The organism is Hippea sp. KM1, assembly GCF_000526195.1.
Classification (GTDB): domain Bacteria; phylum Campylobacterota_A; class Desulfurellia; order Desulfurellales; family Hippeaceae; genus Hippea.
The window spans coordinates 1,490,841-1,509,251 of the sequence record NZ_JAFP01000001.1 but is presented as its reverse complement, the minus strand read 5'-3'; the positions used below and the strand labels follow the sequence as shown (position 1 = coordinate 1,509,251).

At 42.3% G+C, this 18,411-nt stretch carries 18 protein-coding genes, 1 other RNA gene and 1 riboswitch; of the genes, 4 read left to right on the top strand and 15 right to left on the bottom strand.

Translation table 11 applies throughout. The features are described 5' to 3' along the window. Positions 1-48: 48 nt before the first annotated feature. Entirely contained in the window at positions 49-315 is a 267-nt protein-coding gene (locus tag D891_RS0107665) for a hypothetical protein (protein ID WP_025270538.1), read from the top strand. Positions 316-356: 41 nt separating this feature from the next. Beyond that, positions 357-731, top strand: an RNA gene (gene rnpB / locus D891_RS09655) — RNase P RNA component class A. A gap of 21 nt (positions 732-752) precedes the next feature. Here rnpB and D891_RS0107655 read toward each other — a convergent pair. Together D891_RS0107655 and D891_RS0107650 are read right to left on the bottom strand one after the other, a co-directional pair. Next, the gene (locus D891_RS0107655; protein WP_051453578.1) at positions 753-1,574 is read right to left on the bottom strand and encodes a CheR family methyltransferase; all 822 of its coding nucleotides are present in this window, start codon (positions 1,572-1,574) and stop codon (positions 753-755) included. Positions 1,575-1,577: 3 nt separating this feature from the next. Beyond that, positions 1,578-2,453, bottom strand: coding sequence for an HDOD domain-containing protein (locus D891_RS0107650; RefSeq protein ID WP_025270536.1), 876 nt, complete (start codon positions 2,451-2,453; stop codon positions 1,578-1,580). Positions 2,454-2,743: 290 nt separating this feature from the next. Here D891_RS0107650 and D891_RS0107645 point away from each other — a divergent pair, with 290 nt between their 5' ends. Further along, entirely contained in the window at positions 2,744-3,523 is a 780-nt protein-coding gene (locus tag D891_RS0107645) for a tetratricopeptide repeat protein (RefSeq protein WP_084042343.1), read from the top strand. Here the strand turns inward: D891_RS0107645 and D891_RS0107640 are convergent. From D891_RS0107640 to D891_RS0107610, 7 genes are read right to left on the bottom strand one after another with little or no spacing between them, the layout of a single operon-like run. Continuing rightward, entirely contained in the window at positions 3,516-4,574 is a 1,059-nt protein-coding gene (locus tag D891_RS0107640) for an SLC13 family permease (protein ID WP_025270534.1), read from the bottom strand. The genes D891_RS0107645 and D891_RS0107640 overlap by 8 nt on opposite strands. Beyond that, positions 4,575-5,543 (bottom strand): hydrogenase expression/formation protein HypE, encoded by a 969-nt coding sequence (hypE, locus tag D891_RS0107635; protein WP_025270533.1) that lies wholly within the window; start codon positions 5,541-5,543, stop codon positions 4,575-4,577. Beyond that, on the bottom strand, positions 5,540-6,637 hold the full coding sequence (gene hypD / locus D891_RS0107630; protein WP_051453577.1) for a hydrogenase formation protein HypD: 1,098 nt from the start codon (positions 6,635-6,637) through the stop codon (positions 5,540-5,542). Before hypD ends, hypE begins: the two co-directional genes overlap by 4 nt. Next, positions 6,618-6,866: a HypC/HybG/HupF family hydrogenase formation chaperone gene (locus D891_RS0107625; RefSeq protein WP_025270531.1), complete on the bottom strand. Its 249-nt coding sequence runs from the start codon at positions 6,864-6,866 to the stop codon at positions 6,618-6,620. The genes hypD and D891_RS0107625 overlap by 20 nt, the downstream gene beginning before the upstream one ends. A gap of 10 nt (positions 6,867-6,876) precedes the next feature. Beyond that, positions 6,877-7,866, bottom strand: coding sequence for an NAD(P)H-quinone oxidoreductase (locus D891_RS0107620; RefSeq protein WP_025270530.1), 990 nt, complete (start codon positions 7,864-7,866; stop codon positions 6,877-6,879). Positions 7,867-7,926: 60 nt separating this feature from the next. Beyond that, positions 7,927-10,131: a carbamoyltransferase HypF gene (gene hypF / locus D891_RS0107615; RefSeq protein WP_025270529.1), complete on the bottom strand. Its 2,205-nt coding sequence runs from the start codon at positions 10,129-10,131 to the stop codon at positions 7,927-7,929. Beyond that, a complete protein-coding gene (locus D891_RS0107610) occupies positions 10,131-11,270 on the bottom strand; it encodes a class I SAM-dependent rRNA methyltransferase (protein WP_025270528.1) in 1,140 nt (379 codons plus the stop codon). The genes hypF and D891_RS0107610 overlap by 1 nt, the downstream gene beginning before the upstream one ends. Before the next feature lie 51 nt (positions 11,271-11,321). On the opposite strand from D891_RS0107610, the gene cobU reads away from it, so the two are divergent. Further along, positions 11,322-11,819 carry a bifunctional adenosylcobinamide kinase/adenosylcobinamide-phosphate guanylyltransferase gene (cobU, locus tag D891_RS0107605; protein ID WP_025270527.1) on the top strand — a complete coding sequence of 166 codons (498 nt, stop codon included), beginning with the start codon at positions 11,322-11,324 and terminating at the stop codon, positions 11,817-11,819. Here cobU and modA (D891_RS0107600) read toward each other — a convergent pair. The 6 genes from modA (D891_RS0107600) to D891_RS0107575 all read right to left on the bottom strand — a co-directional run bounded on the left by modA (D891_RS0107600) (position 11,816) and on the right by D891_RS0107575 (position 18,409). Continuing rightward, entirely contained in the window at positions 11,816-12,550 is a 735-nt protein-coding gene (gene modA, locus D891_RS0107600; RefSeq protein WP_025270526.1) for a molybdate ABC transporter substrate-binding protein, read from the bottom strand. The genes cobU and modA (D891_RS0107600) overlap by 4 nt on opposite strands. Continuing rightward, a complete protein-coding gene (gene modA, locus D891_RS0107595) occupies positions 12,547-13,287 on the bottom strand; it encodes a molybdate ABC transporter substrate-binding protein (RefSeq protein ID WP_025270525.1) in 741 nt (246 codons plus the stop codon). Before modA (D891_RS0107595) ends, modA (D891_RS0107600) begins: the two co-directional genes overlap by 4 nt. A 47-nt stretch (positions 13,288-13,334) precedes the next feature. After that, a riboswitch (molybdenum cofactor riboswitch) is annotated at positions 13,335-13,454 on the bottom strand. Positions 13,455-13,484: 30 nt separating this feature from the next. Next, the gene (locus D891_RS0107590) at positions 13,485-15,365 is read right to left on the bottom strand and encodes a proton-conducting transporter transmembrane domain-containing protein (protein WP_025270524.1); all 1,881 of its coding nucleotides are present in this window, start codon (positions 15,363-15,365) and stop codon (positions 13,485-13,487) included. Continuing rightward, positions 15,362-15,820 carry a hypothetical protein gene (locus D891_RS0107585; RefSeq protein WP_025270523.1) on the bottom strand — a complete coding sequence of 153 codons (459 nt, stop codon included), beginning with the start codon at positions 15,818-15,820 and terminating at the stop codon, positions 15,362-15,364. The genes D891_RS0107590 and D891_RS0107585 overlap by 4 nt, the downstream gene beginning before the upstream one ends. Positions 15,821-15,830: 10 nt before the next feature. Further along, complete coding sequence (locus tag D891_RS0107580; protein WP_025270522.1) at positions 15,831-17,036, bottom strand: hydrogenase large subunit; 1,206 nt, start codon at positions 17,034-17,036, stop codon at positions 15,831-15,833. Continuing rightward, complete coding sequence (locus D891_RS0107575) at positions 17,033-18,409, bottom strand: proton-conducting transporter transmembrane domain-containing protein (protein ID WP_025270521.1); 1,377 nt, start codon at positions 18,407-18,409, stop codon at positions 17,033-17,035. The genes D891_RS0107580 and D891_RS0107575 overlap by 4 nt, the downstream gene beginning before the upstream one ends. Between the last annotated feature and the right edge of the window lie 2 nt (positions 18,410-18,411).

Below are 18,411 nucleotides of genomic sequence, written 5' to 3'. Positions count from 1 at the left end.
AAAGTATTATGATTGGCAAAACAAAAAAGTTTAGTTGGAGGTTGTAAGATGTCCCACGGTCATGGTAATGAGCATAGAAGATTGATGGGTTTCTATAACGCAGCTAAGTGGTCCATGGAAGGCAGGTGCTATTTGGATGTTTATGCTGATGATTTAGATGAGAAGGAAGAGGAGCAGCTAAGGAGGCACCTTGAGGATATGGGTATAAACTTTGATGTTAGCGAGAAGGGTGTTGTAAAGGGGTATTTTGAGGGGACCTATGAGAAGGTCTTTCCCGTTATGAGGCAGCTTTTAAAGGAGGGCTGGAGCTGGTAAACCCTTGAAAAAGGTAATTTTTCTATTAAGTTAATGGTTGCGGAGTGAGCTGGATGGCCGCCGGGCCCTTAAGTGGGCCTGGAGGAAAGTCCGGGCTCCATCAGGGTCAAGGCGCCACTCGAAAGGGTGGTTGGGGCGACCCAAAGGAAAGTGCCACAGAGAAGAAACCGCCGCGCCCTTCAGTGAAAGGGCGCGGTAAGGCTGAAACGGTGGTGTAAGAGACCACCGCAGTGGATAGCAATATCCGCTGGCACGGTAAACCCCGCCTCGGAGCAAGACCAAATAGGAGAACCCAACGGGTTGACCCTGCCCGCCGGGCTCTGGCCTGGGGGTTCTCGGGTAGGTCGCACAGATAAATGGCCATCCAACCTGCAAGGGCAGGTGGACAGAACCCGGCTTACAGGCTCACTCCGCTTTTTATTTTATCTTTATTTATGCTATTCGGGTTTTTGATAGGCTATTGCCATCTTGAAATGGCAGAGCTTAAAGTTGGTATTTAGTCTGGATATGGATTCTGTAGCGCCCAAGAACAGGTAGCCGCCAGGGTTTAGTATATCATTGTAAAAGGTATCTATAACCCTTTGGCGGGATTTGGCATCAAAGTATATAAGCACATTGCGGCAGAATATAACATCCATCTTACCGACCCTTCTTCCTAAGGCCGGATCCATTAGGTTGATGTTCTTGAATACAACCTTTCTCTTTACAAAGTCCTTTATCTTGTATTTACCAAAGCCGGCGTTATCAAAGTATTTCTTCTTTAATTCTGCCGATAGCTCCTTAACCGAATATTCTCCGTATATGCCCTCTTTGGCCTTCTCCAAAACCTCGTTCGATATGTCGCTGGCCAGTATCCTTGCAGGTATATTTTGGCCGTATTTTTCCATCAAGGCTATTACAAGCGTGTATGGCTCCTCCCCTGTGGAGCAGGCAGCACTCCAGACAGTAATGGAGCGTTTCTTTTTAAGGAGCTCCGGCACTATTACATCCCTGAAGGCCTCTATCTGCCTTATGTGGCGAAAGAAGTATGTTTCGTTTATCGTTATGGCATCAAATAGGGGGGCTAACTCCTGCGAACCCTTTGGTGATTTTAGGTATTGCAGATACTCCTCAAATGTGTTCAGGCCCAATTCCTTTAGCCTTTTGTTTAATCTGTTGGTTAATAGGTATTCCTTGGATTTCTCAAAGAATATACCCGATTTTTTGTATATAAACTCCCTTATTTCCTCAAAGGTTTTTGGATTCATCTTTTCTGGCACTTTTTATGACCCCTCAAAGTAAAGTTGTTTTGCGTTATCTATCTCTTCGTATAGCTTGAATGTAAAATAGGCCAAGTCGAACTCCTCGCTCAGGTTGGCCTCGTGTATCAATAGCTGCCACCCCTCATCTTCCTCCAGTGTGAACTTGGCGTAATTGCCGCCAAAACCTATACCTTCCGAGTAAGTCAACAAATCTGCAACATGAACGGTGGCTACGAGCAATTTGTTGTGGGCCTTTGTCGGGTCGTGGTGGTTTTCCACTATGTCTATGATTTCTTCTGGCAACCCCCAGATGGATAAAAGCTTTGCCCCCAACATGCAGTGGTTTATGCCGTATAGCTCCATCTCCGACTCTATAAACGATATGCCCTTGTTGTACGCATTTTCCAATATCAAGTCCAGGCAATCCGGGGCATAAAGGTCAAGGAGCACCTTGCCTATGTCGTGTATTACGCCCCCGCTAAACTCGGCGGAGCTGAAGTTGAGGTTTAATATGTTGCTTATTATCTTTGCCGTGACGCCGCATCCAAAGGAGTGCTCTAAGAACTTATCCCTGTTGAACTTCTTATGCAGCGGCAATTTCTTAACACTGGATAGTATAACAGAGATCATGACGATATTTTCGACCTGCACAAAACCCAACAGATTGATGGCATGATTTAGGGATGATACCTCCCTTGATAATCCATACAACGAGGAATTTGCCATTTTAAGGATCTGGCTTACAAGGTTTGGATCCCTCTTTATAACCTCCTCAAGGTTTCTCGATGTGGTATTGGGGTCTCTGGTTAGCTTTATGACCTCAAACGCTATAGCCGGAAAGGCAGGTAGATCCTCAATCTGCCCTAAATTCTTATAAAGTTCTTCAATTTTATTCATACTCAAAAGTTTATCTATGAAAAAAGATTAGTCAAGTTTTTTATTAAAGATAGCGGGGAGGGAACCCCCGCTTTTGTTAATCAAGCACATATTTGTTTGTGGCCCTCTTTATGGATTTCGATTAGGTTAGGAGTTCTTGGGATTTTCATCGACCTTGTTTACTATGCTCTTTATGATGTCTGCTATCTCATTTACTTATAACGCTTATTATTTAAATTATAACAGAGTAATATGTCATTTTTAGAGAAATAGAGTTTAAAAAACAGCCTCAATTTGGTATAAATAGAACAATGAGGCAGTTGAGTGATGTGCTTTACCATAAGGGCTTAAACCTTATCGATAAAGGGGAATACAAAAAGGCCGTTGTGTATTTATTGAATGCCGTAAAGGAGAATCCGACCTTTGAGGATGCTTATATTGAGTTGGGTTATTGCTATGCTCAGATGGGTAATTTTGAAGAGGCAGAGAGGTATTGCATGAAAGCGCTGGAGGTTAACCCCGACAACATCGACGCCTATAACACATTGGCCTATATATACCATACATTCGGTTTCTTTGAGGATGAAATAGATATCCTAAATGAGGTGGCTATAAGGGTTGAGGAGCCGGACCCTTCGTTGTATTTGAATATCGGCAATGCCTATTACGAAACGGGCGATAGCGATAGGGCCATAGAGTTTTACAGCATGGCTATTGAGCTTGATCCGGATTTTGCTGAGGCCTATGCCAATATGGGTAATGCCTATATGGTTAAGGAGGATTACTCCAAGGCCATAGAGGCGTATAAGCAGGCTATACAGATAGACCCGTCCCTTTCGGATGTCTATTCAAACTTGGGGATAGTATACGGTGAGTTGGGCAATTTTGATGAGGCGCTTAAGTATTTTAAGCACGCCTTGAAATTAGACCCCTACAATCCATCAACCCTGTTTAATATGGGCATCCTGTGGATCGTTATGGGGGATAAGAGCAGGGCGCTTAAGGAGTATGAGAAGTTGAGGGGGTTAAACCCCGATCTGGCCCTAAACCTCATGGAGATCATAGAAAGGGACGGTTTTAGATTTAGCTGACGACAAACATATAGAAGAGTATCGAGGCAAAGAACCACAGATAGCCCAATACAAGAAACTCGACAAGGAAGCCCTTATGTTCAGGGTTGTGGGTTTTGTATATCCTGTAGGCTATTAGGTTGGCTAAAGAACCGATGAGGTTGCCATAGCCGCCTATGCTTACACCCCACAAAAGTCTCTTCCAGTCTGCTGTAAAATCGGCCAGAAATAGCGTGGCGGGCACATTGCTTATCAGCTGGCTCAAAAAGGATGAAAAGACAACTACACTGTCTTTGAAGTTTGATGAGACGCTTATTAGATGCCTCAGGTTATCCGTTAGGCCAAAGAAGGCAAAGAATATGCCTATCAGGAAGTAATCCACCTTGAGGGCCTCCCTATCGAATACAGCCGCATACACCAGCACAACCAATCCCAACCACAGGGGGAGTATCTTCAATATGATGGCCAGCATAAGAAATAGCAGTATAATATAGGCTTTGTAATTTGGTTTTATTTCTGGATTTATCCTCTTCGATTCGGAGTCGGGTTTTATGAATAGACAGAATACCGCAAGAAGCGATACGCCAAAGAGGCTAAAGGGGTATATAGTTTTTACAAACTCCGTTAGTGATGGCTTGTAAAACCAGTATATAAACATATTTTGGGGGTTTCCGCTTGGCAGGATTGCACTGCCCGCATTTGCGGCGATTGCCTGGAGTATTACTAATATGTCCTTGTGTTTTATATTTAGGGATAGCGTTAGGGGTATTAACATCAAAAGCGCTATGTCGTTGGTGAAAAATGCAGACAGAAGAGCCGTTAAGAGGATGATCTTTAGCGGTATAAATCTCCCCTTTATGGTGCTTTGGGCCAATTTTGTAAGTATTTGGGTGTTTTCTAAGCCCTTTAGTACTACCAAAAATAGAAAGATAACGGTTAGGATCTCTACATCCCCTATGGTGTATGCAGGAATCCTCTTTAGATAGATGGATGTTATTATGAGGCCGATGGTTGAGGATAGGAATAGCCACTCTTTTATGAGTCTTTTTAGCCAGAAGTTGACCTTTAACATCTAACAGATTCGGGGCATCTTATCCGAGACGGGCATCTTCAATAGCCTTGATGAGCCAAACCTCGTCTTCAAAACCACATCGCCGGCCAGTTTTTTACTGACCCTGCCAATGATGCTTGCATCTGCCCCCTTCGGATTGCTTTTTAATATATCCAGGGCCTTGTTTTTGTTTTTTTCCGATACAACTATCACCATTTTGCCCTCGTTTGCAGCATAATACGGCTCAATGCCCAAAATCTCCGATATTACCCTGACATCCTCCCTTACCGGTATTAAGGACTCCTCAATCTCAAAGCCGAAGTCCCTCTTATAGCATAACTCGTTTAAACACATAGCAAGGCCGCCCCGTGTTGGATCCCTCATGAACTTTACATCCACATCGGACTCAATAAGGGGCAGGATAAGGTCTGCTAAGTGGGATACATCGCTTTTTAGGTTGACATCCAAATTTAGGTTTTCCCTCTGGTTTAGGATTGCAAAGCCGTGCTCCCCTATGGTGCCGCTTAGGATTACCACATCGCCGTCTTTTATATTGTCTCCCTTTATGGGCCTTATTATTTTGCCTATGCCCGATGTATTGATGTAAACCCCATCGCCCTTACCGTTTTCGACAACCTTTGTATCACCGCAGACTATCTTTGCGCTTGCTGATTCGGCCTCTTTCCTTATGGACTCTGCAATCCTTTTGAGTTTTTCTATCTCAAAACCTGCCTCTATGATAAATGCCGTTGATAGATATAGCGGCTTTGCCCCAACACAGAGAAGGTCGTTTACCGTGCCTGCAACCGACAGCTTTCCGATATCGCCTCCTTCAAAAAACAGCGGTTTTATGGAGTGGGAGTCTGTGGTGAAGGCTATATCGCCCAGTATGGCGCTATCCAGACCGCTTTCTGCTTTGAATACCTCCTCTATAAGCTCAAGTGTAAGTTTGCCGCCTGAGCCGTGATCTATCGATACGATTCTGTTCAAAACAGACCTCCATCATACCAGTTTTTACAGGTTCCCTCATCTGAGACCATGCAGGGGCCTATCGGGTCATACGGTGTGCATCTTTTTCCAAAGAGGGGGCAGTCCTTAGGCGTTAGATTGCCCAGGATTATTTCGTTGCATTTGCAACCCTTCTGGTGTTCTATGTAATCGTCGGTGTATGTGATGTTAAACTCCTCTTTTGCATCAAACCTCTTGTATTCGTCTTTTAGCTCATAACCGCTATTTTCTATCTCACCCAGCCCCCTCCAGATGGAGCTTGTAAGATAGAAAACCTCATCTATTGCTTTCTGAGCCTTTTTATTGCCTTCGTATTCTATGACCCTGTTGTAGGCGTTTTCCACCTTTGCCTCTCTGTTGTTTATCTGTTTTACTATCAGGGCTATGGCAAGCAGTATGTCTGCAGCCTCAAAGCCTGCTGCAACCGAAGGTAAGCCAAACCCTTCGGCAAACCTCTCATAGGTCTTTAGGCCCGATATGGTTGAGGCATGACCTGGAAGGATCAACGCATCCATTGAGATCTTACCGCTTTTAAGCAGGGCATATACGCCGTTTGGTGTGTATTTATGCACGCTGTAAATATAGAAGTTGTTTGGTATATCTAAATCCCTTAGGGCTGCTGCTGTTGGCGCTGCTGTTGTTTCAAAGCCGCAGGCGAAGAATATACACGGTTTGCTGGATTTTTTGGCTATCTCTATGCCGTCAAATATGCTGTAAATCATCTCTATGTCAGCGCCCATGGATTTAGCCCTAAAAAACGATAACCTGCTGCCTGGCACCTTTAGCATATCCCCAAATGTCAGAAGCTTTATATCCTCCTTTAGGGTAAGCTCTATTATGGCATCTATATCCCTTGAGCTTGTGACGCATACAGGACAACCGGGGCCTGCAATGACTGTGATGTTTTTGGGCAGTAGGTCTCTTAAGCCAAACCTTACGATTGAGTTTTCGTGGGTGCCGCAGATGTGCATAATCCTTATGGGTTTTTCTAACTTGGCGGCTTCCTTTTTTATGAAGTTGCTGAGCTTTCTTACAATCTCTGGATCGTTATAAACATCAAGTTTTATCTTGCTCACTTGTCTGGTCTCCCAACAGGCATTGCTCTATGAGTTTTAGGTTTTCTTGGGCCTCTTTTTCTTCTATCTTTTCTATAGCGCAACCGGCATGGACTATAACATAATCCCCGACCTTCAGGTTATCTATCATGTGGAAAAAGCAGTGGCGCTTAACACCGCCTGCCTCAACCACGCCGTTTAACCCACCGTCGTATATCTCAACAACCTTCATGGCTATTCCAAGACACATAACCTCCCCCTTAGTTAGAAACCTTAAGGACGATTTTTCCGAAGTGCTCGCCCTTTTCCATTATTTGGTGGGCTTCTGCAACCTCCTCAAGCGGCATGACCTTGTATATGATAGGAACGATGGTTCTGTCTGCGAATTTGGGAATGGCTTTCTCCTTGAACTCCTTTATTATCTCTGCCTTATTCTCCACAGGGCGAGACCTCAATACAGAACCGATTATTTTCTGCCTTTTTACCATTAAAAGCCCTAAATTCAGCTCTGCCTTTATGCCGCTTATGACACCGATTATTATCAGCCTGCCCTCGTATGCCAGTGATTTGATGTTCTGGTCTAAGTATGCTGCACCGACATGGTCTAAAATGATGTCAACGCCCCGTTTCTTGGTGTACTCCTTTATGATGTCTGAGAAGTTGGGGTTTTCCTTATAATTTATAACCAGATCCACGCCCAATTCTTTGACCTTATCGATCTTTCTTGGCGAGGCCGTGACGATGATATTGACATTGTTTGTTAGTGCCCTTGTTAGCTGTATGGCTGCGGTATTTACACCACCGCCACCGCCGTGGTATAGGACATAGTCGTTATCCTTTATGCCGCCTATCATAAAGACATTGAGGAATGCCGTAATATAGGCCTCACAAACGCAGGCTGCCTCCTCAAAGCTCATCGATTCAGGAATAGGTATCAAATGGCTTGCATAGGCTGTGGCATATTCTGCATATCCACCGCCACCGACCAGAGCCATTACCCTATCGCCCTTTTTGTATCCCTCAACCTCGCTGCCTATCTCCTCTATTACGCCTGCAACCTCTAAACCCAATATCTCTGATTCGCCCGGAGGTGGCGGGTATTTGCCCCTTCTTTGTACTATGTCTGGCATGTTTACCGATGTTGCCATGACCTTTATTAAAACCTGGTTGGGTTTTGGCTTTGGTTTTTCCACATCGGCTATTTTTAAAACATCCACTCCGCCAAATCCATCGCATATAACGGCTTTCATCCTTCTCCCCCTTTGAGTTTTTTCAACACTTAGCAAATTTATCCTTATAATCCCTTACAGTCAAATATTTAAACCGTTGTTTGCAAGCCATATCTGACCTAAAGCGATACCGCCGTCGTTTATGGGTGATGTGTTGTTGAAGTGCACCTCAAAACCCTTATCGGTTAGCCTGCTTATAAGCCCTTTTAGGATTATCTCGTTTTGAAAAACACCGCCGCTTAGGGCTGTAGTCTTTATGCCGTATGAGGATGAGATGTTTTTGATATTCTCAAAGACGCCCTCTATTATGGTGTTGTGGAACATCCTTGCCAAATCCGAGCGGCTTTTTTTATTACTTAACTGCACAAGCTGGGCAATAGAGTCTGAAAAATCCACGATATTGTCCTTGATGGTATAGCTGAACCTTTCCCGTGTTGATGATTTGAACGCCTCATAATTTAGTTTTATGGCCGCCTCTGCCTCGTATGAGCTTTTCTCCTTTATGCTAAGAAGCACCGATGCAACATCAAACAGCCTGCCTGCAGAGGTGGTTTTCGTTTTTTCTATAAAACCGAGGACTTTTGTTATATGGGTGTATTTTTCAAATAACGGGTGGTCGTTGATATTTAGGTGTTTCAGCCACAGTATGGCAAGCCTGAACGGCTCCTTTATGGCTTTCTGGGTAAATGCAAAGGGCATATATCTGAAATGGCCGACCCTCTCAATGCTTCTGCTATCATAGATAAAGAATTCACCCCCCCAGATAGCCCCATCATCACCAAATCCGGTTCCATCCAACACAACGCCTATGGCCGGCTTTGAAATTTGATGCTCAAATAGAACCGATGCAAAATGGGCCTTGTGGTGCTGAACCTTTATGGTGTTTTTAAAGTTTTCCTCTGCATAGATTGAGGAGAGGTAATTGGGGTGTTTGTCGCAGGCAACAATATCGGGTTTTACCTTGAAAAAGCCAAGGAGGTCCTCGATTTTTTCCTTAAACCTCAAATAGTTTTCATACTCCTCCAAATCACCGCTGTATTGGGATAGAATGACCTTGTCTTTTAGTGATACGGCTATGTTGTTTTTTAAATCACCACCAACGGCCAATATATTGGGCTTTGTCTTTCTTAGATAGACCCCCGGTGCAAAGCCCCTTGCGTATCGATATATCAACTTTTTATCGTTTATAGATTTTACTATGGAGTCCTCAAGGGGGCGTATGATTCTGCGGTTGTTTGTCAGGATATATTCTGTCTTTGAGAAGTTTAGGGCATCCTTATCCGAATAGATTAGCGGCTTCTCTGTGAAGTTTGCGCTTGTTGCCACAAGGAGCTTTAGTTTTGAGAAGTGAAATATCAATAAATGGAGCGGTGCATACGGCAGCATAGCCCCCAGGTATGGGCTTTCCATTGTGGCCGCCTTGAGTTTTTCGCTTTTGAGCCTTAAAAGGACTATAGGTCTTGTTTGGCTTTTGATTAGCTTTAGCTCTGTATCGGATACAAAACAGTAATCGTTCAAAACATCTATGTCCCTTGCTATTACGGCAAAGGGTTTTGATTCCCTGTTTTTTATCTGTTTGATTCTTTCTATAGCATTCTCATTCAAAGCATCGCAGTATAGGTGGTATCCGCCGATGCCCTTAACTAAAGCCAGTCCACCTTCTGATAGAACCTCCGATAGTTTTCTTATCGCCTCGATCCCTTTTGCTATAACCCTTTTTTGTTTTATGAGGAAGTAATCCGGGCCGCAGTCGTTGCAACATATGGGTTGGGCGTGGAATCGCCTGTTATGTGGTGAGTTATACTCCTCTTTACAGCTTTGGCACATGGTAAAATGCTTCATTGTGGTTTTTTCTCTATCATACGGGGCGCCTGTGATTATAGAAAACCTTGCCCCGCAGTTGGTGCAGTTTATGAAGGGGTGGAGGAATCTTCTGTTTTTCTCATCAAGCAACTCCTTGGCGCACTCATCGCATATGCCCAAATCCGGTGGTATGGACGGTGTTGTGTTATTGCTTGAGCTCTCCTTAATAGAAAAATCCTTAAATGCCCTCTTGGTGATTGCAAATTCCTCTGTGTGGATGGAGTCGATTCTGGCGTTTTCCGGCTTGTTGGCTTTTATCAGTTGTTCGATTTTCTCTTTTGTGGTTGGGCATTCTAAGTATATCTCCACAAAATCGGAGTTGTTTCTTACCCATCCTGAACAGTTTTTAAACAGCCTGTATATGAAAGGCCTAAAGCCCACCGATTGGACTATGCCCTCGATTCTTATCTTAAATGCCTTCATCATGTCTTTTTCAAAAGCAGTCCTGTTAGATACAGCGATGATGGGATGTTTAGTATATAGGGGTGGTCTTTGGCCTGTTTTAGGAATTCCACAACCTCGAGTTTACAGCCTGAGGCGATACTGGATGATAAAGACAGATTTAGCAACTCCTTAAAACCGATGGAGTTTGAGCAACTAAATACGGCAATATGTCCGTTTTCTTTCACTAAATTTAGGCTGTTTGTTATAAGGTATTTTAGACCCTTAAACGCCCCCTTTACTGCGTGTCTGTTTTTTGCAAAGGCCGGTGGGTCGATGATTATCATATCGTATGTCTCTGTTTCGTTTTTTAAAAAATCAAATACATCACCGTTTATGATTTGGTAATTTTTTACTCCGTTTAGGGAGCAGTTGGTTTTAATCCTTTGACAGGCATCGGCTGAGATCTCAACGAATTTGACGAATTCTGGGTTTAGATAGATGCCAAAGCCGCCCGAATGGGCAAATAGATCCAAAACCCTATCTGCCTTGTATTGGCTAACCTTTAGTCTGTTATCCCTCTGGTCTAAAAAGAAACCGCTTTTTTGGGATTGCTTGAGGTTTGTTATGAATCTTCTGCCGTTTTCCTCAACAATAAACTCATCATCTATCTGTCCATACACGGTTTGGCTTTCTATTGCAAGCCCCTCTTTTTCCCTTATCGGGTTGTCTTTTTTATAGATGCCCTTTGGCTTAATAAGCTCAACGAGCGTTTCGATTATTTTGTCTTTTAACCTGTCGACGCCCGCAGAATCAAACGATACAACGAGGTTGTCTGCGTATCTATCCACAACAAGACCGCTTAATCCGTCAGCATCGGAGTGAAACAGCCTTAGGGAATTTGTGTTCTTTATATGGCTTCTCCTTTTTATGGCGCTTTCTATTCTAAGCCTGATAAAATCCCCGTTTATATCTTCGTTTGCAAAACTCAAGATCCTTGCTGTTATCTTGCTTAAAGGGTTAACAAAGGCCAAAGCAACAGGGTTGCCTTTGTATGTTAGCTTGCATATCTGGCCTTTTTCAATACCGTTGGGCAGTCTTTCTATCTCTTTGTTGTATATCCAAACCAGGCGGTTTTTTATCTTTCTAAAACCGTTAGCGTTTAAAGCGACCTCTTTCACTGCTTGTAATTCTAAGTTTTTTAAAATATAATTCAAGCACTTGGAGGTGCTATGGCAATAACCCTGATCACAGGCGGTGTAAAATCCGGCAAAAGCAGATACGCTTTGGAGCTCTCTTTGGGTTATAAACATCGATTGTTTGTTGCAACGGCTGAAGCCTTTGACGATGAGATGAAAAGAAGAATAGAAAAGCATAAGCGGGAAAGGGGTAATCTCTTTAAGACAAAAGAGGAGCCTGTCTATTTGGCCGATGTTTTAAACAAAGCAGACGGCTTTGATGTCTGTTTGATAGATTGTCTAACTGTTTGGGTCTCAAACCTGTTGTTTTACAAAAAAGAGAATCAGATTGAGCTGTTCTTGAAAGCATTAGAAGCTGCCTCTTTTGATGTTATTGTTGTTTCAAATGAGGTGGGTTTGGGTATTATGCCTGACAATGCACTATCACGGCGGTATATGGACTTGCTTGGTGAGTTGAATCAAAGAGTGGCCGCCATGTCGGAGAGGTTTGTTTTTATGGTTAGCGGCCAGCCTTTGAATATCAAACCTTAATGTATAACATCAAAGCCAAATTGGGTGTATATGTTGAGATGGTTTAGTATAAAATTATACAACTCATTTTGCGCTTTTTTGTTTTTGGTAAAGGATATTTTGGCTATATAACCTTTCTTTATTTGGTTGAATTCTTTAGGTATTTCTACATAATCAAATCCGTTTATTTTAGCTGTGGATTTGAATACAAGCCCAGCATCAACCGTATTCTGCTTGAGGTAATTTATAATTTGAGAGATGTTTATGGCCTCAACTTTCACATTACTTTTAAGCTTTGATGCCATCTCAATAGGGAGTTTATTTAATATGTGAAAATAGGTTTTACCCAAAGCCATAGTTTTTGGGTTGCCTGCCGCTATTTTTATATTGTCTTTAAATAGGTCCTTAAAGTTCTTTATCTTCTGCTTGCCCTTTTGCGATAACCCCATAACAGGAGTTAGTCTGATAAATCTTTCGAACCCCAGAACCAGACCCTTTTTTTGGGCTATTTTAAAGAACTTTGGGTCGATGCATGTGTATATATCACCCTTCTTTGATAGAATCATCTGCTGCAATACCTGTCCTGTCCCGCCGTTTATTAATATAACTTTGTCTTTATGGGTTTTGTTGAATAGTTTGGCTATTTTTTGTGATGGTTTTTTAATAGCTGCTGACGAGAACCAGTATAACTGATAAGAGAAAGCAGTTCTCGCAAATAAAGTAAGTATAAAAACAATAAATGCTTTTCTCATTTTATCACCTCGAACCCAAATTTTTTATAAACATAGAGATGTTTTAATATAAAATTATACAACTCCTCTTGAGCTTTTTTGTTTTTTGAGTATGAAACCAAAGCCACATAGCCGTATCGATTTACATTGTATCTTTGCGGTATGGTTATATATTTTAGATGAGTGTTTTTTATTAAGGCTTTATCCAAAACAATACCTGCATCCACAACGCCCTCTTTAACATATCCCACTATTTGAAATACATTTAGGCATCTGACTGCTATGTTTTTTTGAATCTTGCTGGCCATTTTAGAGGGGAGCTTTGAGATTATCTGTTTAAATGTTTTACCCAAGCACATGGCCCTGGGATTTCCCCCTGCTATTCTTATGTCGTCTTTTGCAAGATCGTAGAAGCTTTTTATCTTTTTCTCTCCGTCTTTGGATAAAAGAAATATTGGTGTTAATTTGAGTATCTTTTTGTATCCCGATATGGCCCTAAACCGTTGTGCTTTCTTTAGAAAATCCACATCAACAAGCGTATATATATCGCCCCTTTTTGATTGTATTATCTGGTTTAGAACCTGACCTGAGCCTCCGGCGATGATTACCACTTTGTTTTTGTGGGTTTTGTTGAATGCTTTTGCTATTACTTGAGCCGGTTTTTTTATACCTGCTCCGGTGAACCAATAAAGCGTTTGTGCGAAAGAGGTAAAAGAAAAAGATAGAATAAACACCGATACCCATACAAAATAACGCATGTCAAACCTCCTATAAAAAATATGTAAATGGCTTAAAATAGAGAATGGTTGTGCATAAACACCTTCCTTTCCAAACACGGGAGGCGTAAGCGTTTCCACTTACACCCTATCGGCCAGCCTCCATAGCTAAAGGCCTTAGGAGGTTAGGCTCGGAAAGTTTTCTCAAAGCTTACAAAATAAGAATCAAAAATGCAAATCTAAATTGCGCTAAACACAACAATGGTTATTATAAACATGATGAGTATATACGATACATAGAAAGAAACCTTACCGTTCATAATTATATGGCTTATTGTATATGTTGTCTTTTTGGTGAGTCTTGAAAGCCGTTGATATACAGAGTCGAATACATCTGCCACCACAACAAAGGCTTCGTTGTTTTGTTTTATCTCTTTCATGTTATAGATAAAGCGCAGTATGTATTCAAGTATGAACGAAAATGCGTTGGCTGTGAAGTATTCCTCCTCTTTTAGATGCAATCCGCCGTTCCAAGATACAACCCTTTTTGTGGTCTTTTTGTTTTTTGTATAGATGGCAAAGGGCACGATAAATAAGACCAGGATTACAATAAGCAGAAATGCCGGCGACACAACGCCAAAGATGGGTTTCGCACTTAAAATTAACCACCCTTCTGGAACACCCAATAGCCCACCGACAAACTGTGGATAACCTATATGGATAAACCACACGGGCGCAAGGACTCCAAGCCCGATAAGCAAGATGATTAGTATTAGTTGGGATATGTGCATGGCAAATACAGGCATGTTTATGGCTTTCTTGTTGTGGTGATACCCGAGAGCTGAATACCCTATGAGTTTTATCATGGAGAATGAAGCAAATCCCATGGCAAGCGCCATCAGCACACCCGCCGTCGAGCTTGCTATTCTATCGAGAATGCTTGTGAATTGATAGGACTGAAACACCGCCTCAAGCAGCATCCATTCTGCAACATAACCCAGAAACAACGGAAATCCTCCAAAGGAAAGCCCCGATGTTAAGATACCTAAAGCCGGTATCTTGCCCACGCTTTTATAGATTCCCCTTACCCCGTCTATGGTTTCCTCCTGCAGTCTTTCCTTCGCCTCACCTATAGATAGAAACATCAGTGTTTTTGCTATACTGTGGGATAGGGCAATTACTATAGCTCCCAAGAAGGCAAACTCATGCAGGGTTGACTTTAAAGAGAATGAGTAAGCTATAGCGGATAGTCCAAGAAGGGCCAAGATCATACCGTTGTTCTCGATTGTTGAATAAGCCGGCAATACATTCAACTCCCTCGATGATGCTGCCCCTATGGCGCCCCAGAAAGCCGATATGCTGCCCAAAACTATGGCTGCAATCCCCCAGCCGTGTGTGTATCCGATTATTTGCATAACCCTTACAAGGCCGTACACCCCCATAAGGGTCATTGAACCGCTGAGTGTGGCTGAGGCATTTGCGGGTGCTTTTGAATACACCCTCTTTAGCCAGGTGTGAAACGGCACCATGTCCATCTTCACCATAAATCCCAGGGATGCAAAGATTAGAAACGGTAGGCTTTTTGATTGTGCATTTAGGGCTATGGTTTTTGTCGATGCGTATAGGGCCGCTGTGGCTATTATCAGAGAAAGTGTCGATATTTCACCGAATAATAGAAACTCATAAGCTTCTTTATATGAGCCTTCATGCTCTGCAATAAGCATATAGGATGATATGGTCATAATCTCTAAGCCTGCAAACAGCATCAACATATCGTATGATACGAGCAATAAAAACATTCCCAGCATTGCCAGATTGATAAATATAGACATCCTCTGTTTGTATCGATTTCCAAAGTCTATTGAAAACAAGGATATTGCAAACCACGAGATGGATGCCATCATCAAAAACAGACCCGATGTCTTATCCAGATAAAAACCTATCTTTATGCCGTCTATAAAGTGCACCACATGTGTTATGGCTAAATTTAAGAACACCGCTTCAAAGCCCAGTATAAAGCTCAAAAAGGAAGCTATAGCAGCCGTTGCATAGCTTAGCTGTTTTTTGGCAAACCCCAAAAGAGCACCGGTTATGAATATGCCTATTATTACCTCAATCATTTTTCAGCCTCCATTATATTTAACAGGGCATTTAATATTTCATCTGCGGTTAATGGTTTTTCATAATAACCTATGATATTGCCTAAATTTAACTCCTTTACAGGTATGCCTATCCCGCTGTTGTCTTCTATCACCATAATGCCAAACGGCTGTGGCAATTGATTGACCGTTTCTTTTAAGGGTTCAACCATTTTTGGTGAGCATTTGCCCAAAACAAGAAGGAGATCCGCATGTCTGGGTGAATCGCAAAAGAATATGCCGAATCTGTGGATGTTGTATTGCGGTGTTTGTAGGGCGGCTATTTCAAAATTTAGGCTGTTGTCGTTTGATACATCTATGGGAAAGATGTGGAGTGATTTTTTAAAAATCGGGGATATTGACCTTACCGCCTCTTTGGTTTTATTAAAGCCCTCCGTTATCCTTTGTGTTATGCCATAAATCGCCCACGGCTTCATATCTCCTCCCTTATCTTGCACAGTCTGAAAAGTTTATGCCGAATGAATCAAAGGTGAAACTAAAATCAGTGAATATGTATCCTTTTATGGCCTCTGCAAATGCCATAAAGCCAAAAACAGATGGCGTTGAGATGTAAGCATAGCTTATGAGGCCGTCTCTTATCTCTAAATAGTAGGCTATAATGCCTGTTGGGGAGCAGGAATAGCCTAAGTAATCACCGTCTTTTATTTGAATCTCTTCTTTTTTGGGTTCGTTGTCTATCTTTTCTATCTGCGATAGGATTATATTGCACGAATTTATAAATTCATCAGCCCTTACCTCCATCCTTGCCAAAGCATCGCACCCCGAGCGTGTGGTTATCTCTAAGTTTTCATACAAGGGGTTGAACCGTCTTAGGTCCTCTTCTATTCCGCATGCCCTAAGGGAAGGTCCACTAAGACCGATTTTTATGGCATTTTCTTTATTCAACCTTCCCACGCCGTAAAGCCTATCTATAAAGTTATAGCTCTGCAGGGCATGCTCGTATAGCTCTTCGAATTTTTCCCTTAAGAGCATTATTCTATTTTTTGCCTTTTTCAAGTTGGCAAGGTTGATCTTCACACCGCCAATGAGGTTTGAGTGCTTCAATAATCTATTGCCAAAAAGGAGCTTGTTTATTCTTAGAAGTTCCTCAAAGATCCATTCAAGATGGGATGTAAGAACAGTTTGGGATGCCCCCTTTGCAAGCCTTGTTATCTGGTGTATGTGGTTGTAAGCCCTCTCCAATTCAAGGCCTATTATCCTTACCCTCTGGGTTGTTTTATCTATTTCAGCTTGGTTTTCTATAGCTTCTGTGAAGGCCAATGAATGGGAGAATGAGAAGTTTCCGCATATCGATTCTGCCAGCCTTAATGCCTCGGAGGGTGTCTTTCTCACCATTAAGGCTTCTATGTTGCGTTTTTTATAGCCTGGGTCAATTTCAACAGACAGGATCCTCTCTCCATATGTGTAAAGATTGAAAACTCCGGCCTCTGCCACACCAGCAGACACTGGCCCGTATCTGAAATTAAAAACGCCCTTGCCCTGGGTTTTGCCACCCCCTATGGATATATCCCTGTTCTTTATTAGGTCATGGTTTTCAAATGTTGAGCTGCATTCGCTGGCCTTTTTTACAAACAACCTATCCTTATCCTGAATAAGCAGTCTATCGTCCCTTAGTATCCCCAACAATCTCATTTTATCATCCCCGTGGTTATGAGTTTTTCAATAAAACCTGCAGCGAATATAACCAAAAACGCCAGAACCGTGTTTAGGACAGGTATGATTAGACTCATGGATGATTCACTTTTTATCCTTGTTGATTGGGTTTTGGAGAATGCCATCTGGGCCGTTTTGCCGTTTAGAGCCAAGAAATCAAGTAAAAGAAAAACAGCCAACAGTAGTGTCAGTGCCAACCCCTTTGTTGAGTATAGGGCATAGATTATCAATATCTCGCCTAAGAATGTGCCAAAAGGGGGTGCTGAGCTTACAGCCAGCGTGGACAACACAAGATTGTATCCTGCGGTTGGCAATATTTTTGTTAGGCCTTCTATATCGCTGATTTTTCTTGAATTAAACACCGCCAATATGTTGCCCGTTGTATAGAACGCCGATGATTTGGCAAAGGCATGGGCAACAAGCAGTACAAAAGCCCCCAATAGTGAGTATTTTGTATTTAGGGATAAACCTATGAGTATCATACCCATGTTTTCTATAGAGGAATATGCAAACATCCTTTTGTAAAACTTCTGGTTTATGAGAAATATCGATGCAAAAGCGACACTCAAAAAGCCAAGCATAAAGGCAAATATATGGAGTTTGGCAGATGGCATAACCTCAAGCACCCTAAACAGGCCAAACAAAGCCACAGGCAGAAGGACTGCAGAAAATATCGCACTTACGGGTGCTATTGCCCTTCCATGCACATCGGCAAGCCAGCTATGCATGGGAAAGATTCCGGCTTTTGTTGCAAAGCCAACTATAGTCAACGCCCCGCCCAACACAAGCAGTTTCTTGTTTGTGAAGGTTAATTGTTTTATTTGGCTCAATATAAGCGTGTGGGTTGATGCATAGATGAATACAATGCCCACAAGTGAGATGATGAGGCCTGCCGATACGATTATTATGTATCTCCATGACGACTCAATAGCTGCTTCGTCGTTGTCTATAGCAACAAGGAGGGCGCTTGTTATCGTTGTTGCCTCTATGCCAACCCAGATAAGGCCTAAATTGTTGAGTATGACACTGAAGAGCATACTTGCAGCAAACAGGTTTAGGAATAGATAATAGTGGCTTCTCTTAAGCAGCGGTTTATGGACATGTTTAAGGTAGGTTAAAGAAAACAGTACGCTTGTTAGATAGATTATAGACACAATTATAAGCATTATTTTTGATTTTCCGTCTATCAATAAAAGGTGGGATGTTGTCGTTTGAAGGTTCAGTATATAGAATGAGCTAACAACGCTTAGACCTGCTGAAATGGTTGATACTAAAGCGGCCAGACCGTCTCTTCTTGTTATGCAAAATATGGAGGCTATTAGGCTAAACCCTATCGGTAAATAGTAAAACATCT

What these genes read in the sequence shown, in the direction of transcription:
- D891_RS0107665 (WP_025270538.1), top strand. Translation starts at nt 49, where the DNA reads ATGTCCCACGGTCATGGTAATGAGCATAGAAGATTGATGGGTTTCTAT.
- D891_RS0107650 (WP_025270536.1), bottom strand. Translation starts at nt 2,453, where the DNA reads ATGAATAAAATTGAAGAACTTTATAAGAATTTAGGGCAGATTGAGGAT.
- D891_RS0107645 (WP_084042343.1), top strand. Translation starts at nt 2,744, where the DNA reads ATGAGGCAGTTGAGTGATGTGCTTTACCATAAGGGCTTAAACCTTATC.
- D891_RS0107640 (WP_025270534.1), bottom strand. Translation starts at nt 4,574, where the DNA reads ATGTTAAAGGTCAACTTCTGGCTAAAAAGACTCATAAAAGAGTGGCTA.
- D891_RS0107625 (WP_025270531.1), bottom strand. Translation starts at nt 6,866, where the DNA reads ATGTGTCTTGGAATAGCCATGAAGGTTGTTGAGATATACGACGGTGGG.
- D891_RS0107620 (WP_025270530.1), bottom strand. Translation starts at nt 7,866, where the DNA reads ATGAAAGCCGTTATATGCGATGGATTTGGCGGAGTGGATGTTTTAAAA.
- hypF (WP_025270529.1), bottom strand. Translation starts at nt 10,131, where the DNA reads ATGAAGGCATTTAAGATAAGAATCGAGGGCATAGTCCAATCGGTGGGC.
- cobU (WP_025270527.1), top strand. Translation starts at nt 11,322, where the DNA reads ATGGCAATAACCCTGATCACAGGCGGTGTAAAATCCGGCAAAAGCAGA.
- modA (WP_025270526.1), bottom strand. Translation starts at nt 12,550, where the DNA reads ATGAGAAAAGCATTTATTGTTTTTATACTTACTTTATTTGCGAGAACT.
- modA (WP_025270525.1), bottom strand. Translation starts at nt 13,287, where the DNA reads ATGCGTTATTTTGTATGGGTATCGGTGTTTATTCTATCTTTTTCTTTT.
- D891_RS0107590 (WP_025270524.1), bottom strand. Translation starts at nt 15,365, where the DNA reads ATGATTGAGGTAATAATAGGCATATTCATAACCGGTGCTCTTTTGGGG.
- D891_RS0107585 (WP_025270523.1), bottom strand. Translation starts at nt 15,820, where the DNA reads ATGAAGCCGTGGGCGATTTATGGCATAACACAAAGGATAACGGAGGGC.
- D891_RS0107580 (WP_025270522.1), bottom strand. Translation starts at nt 17,036, where the DNA reads ATGAGATTGTTGGGGATACTAAGGGACGATAGACTGCTTATTCAGGAT.
- D891_RS0107575 (WP_025270521.1), bottom strand. Translation starts at nt 18,409, where the DNA reads ATGTTTTACTATTTACCGATAGGGTTTAGCCTAATAGCCTCCATATTT.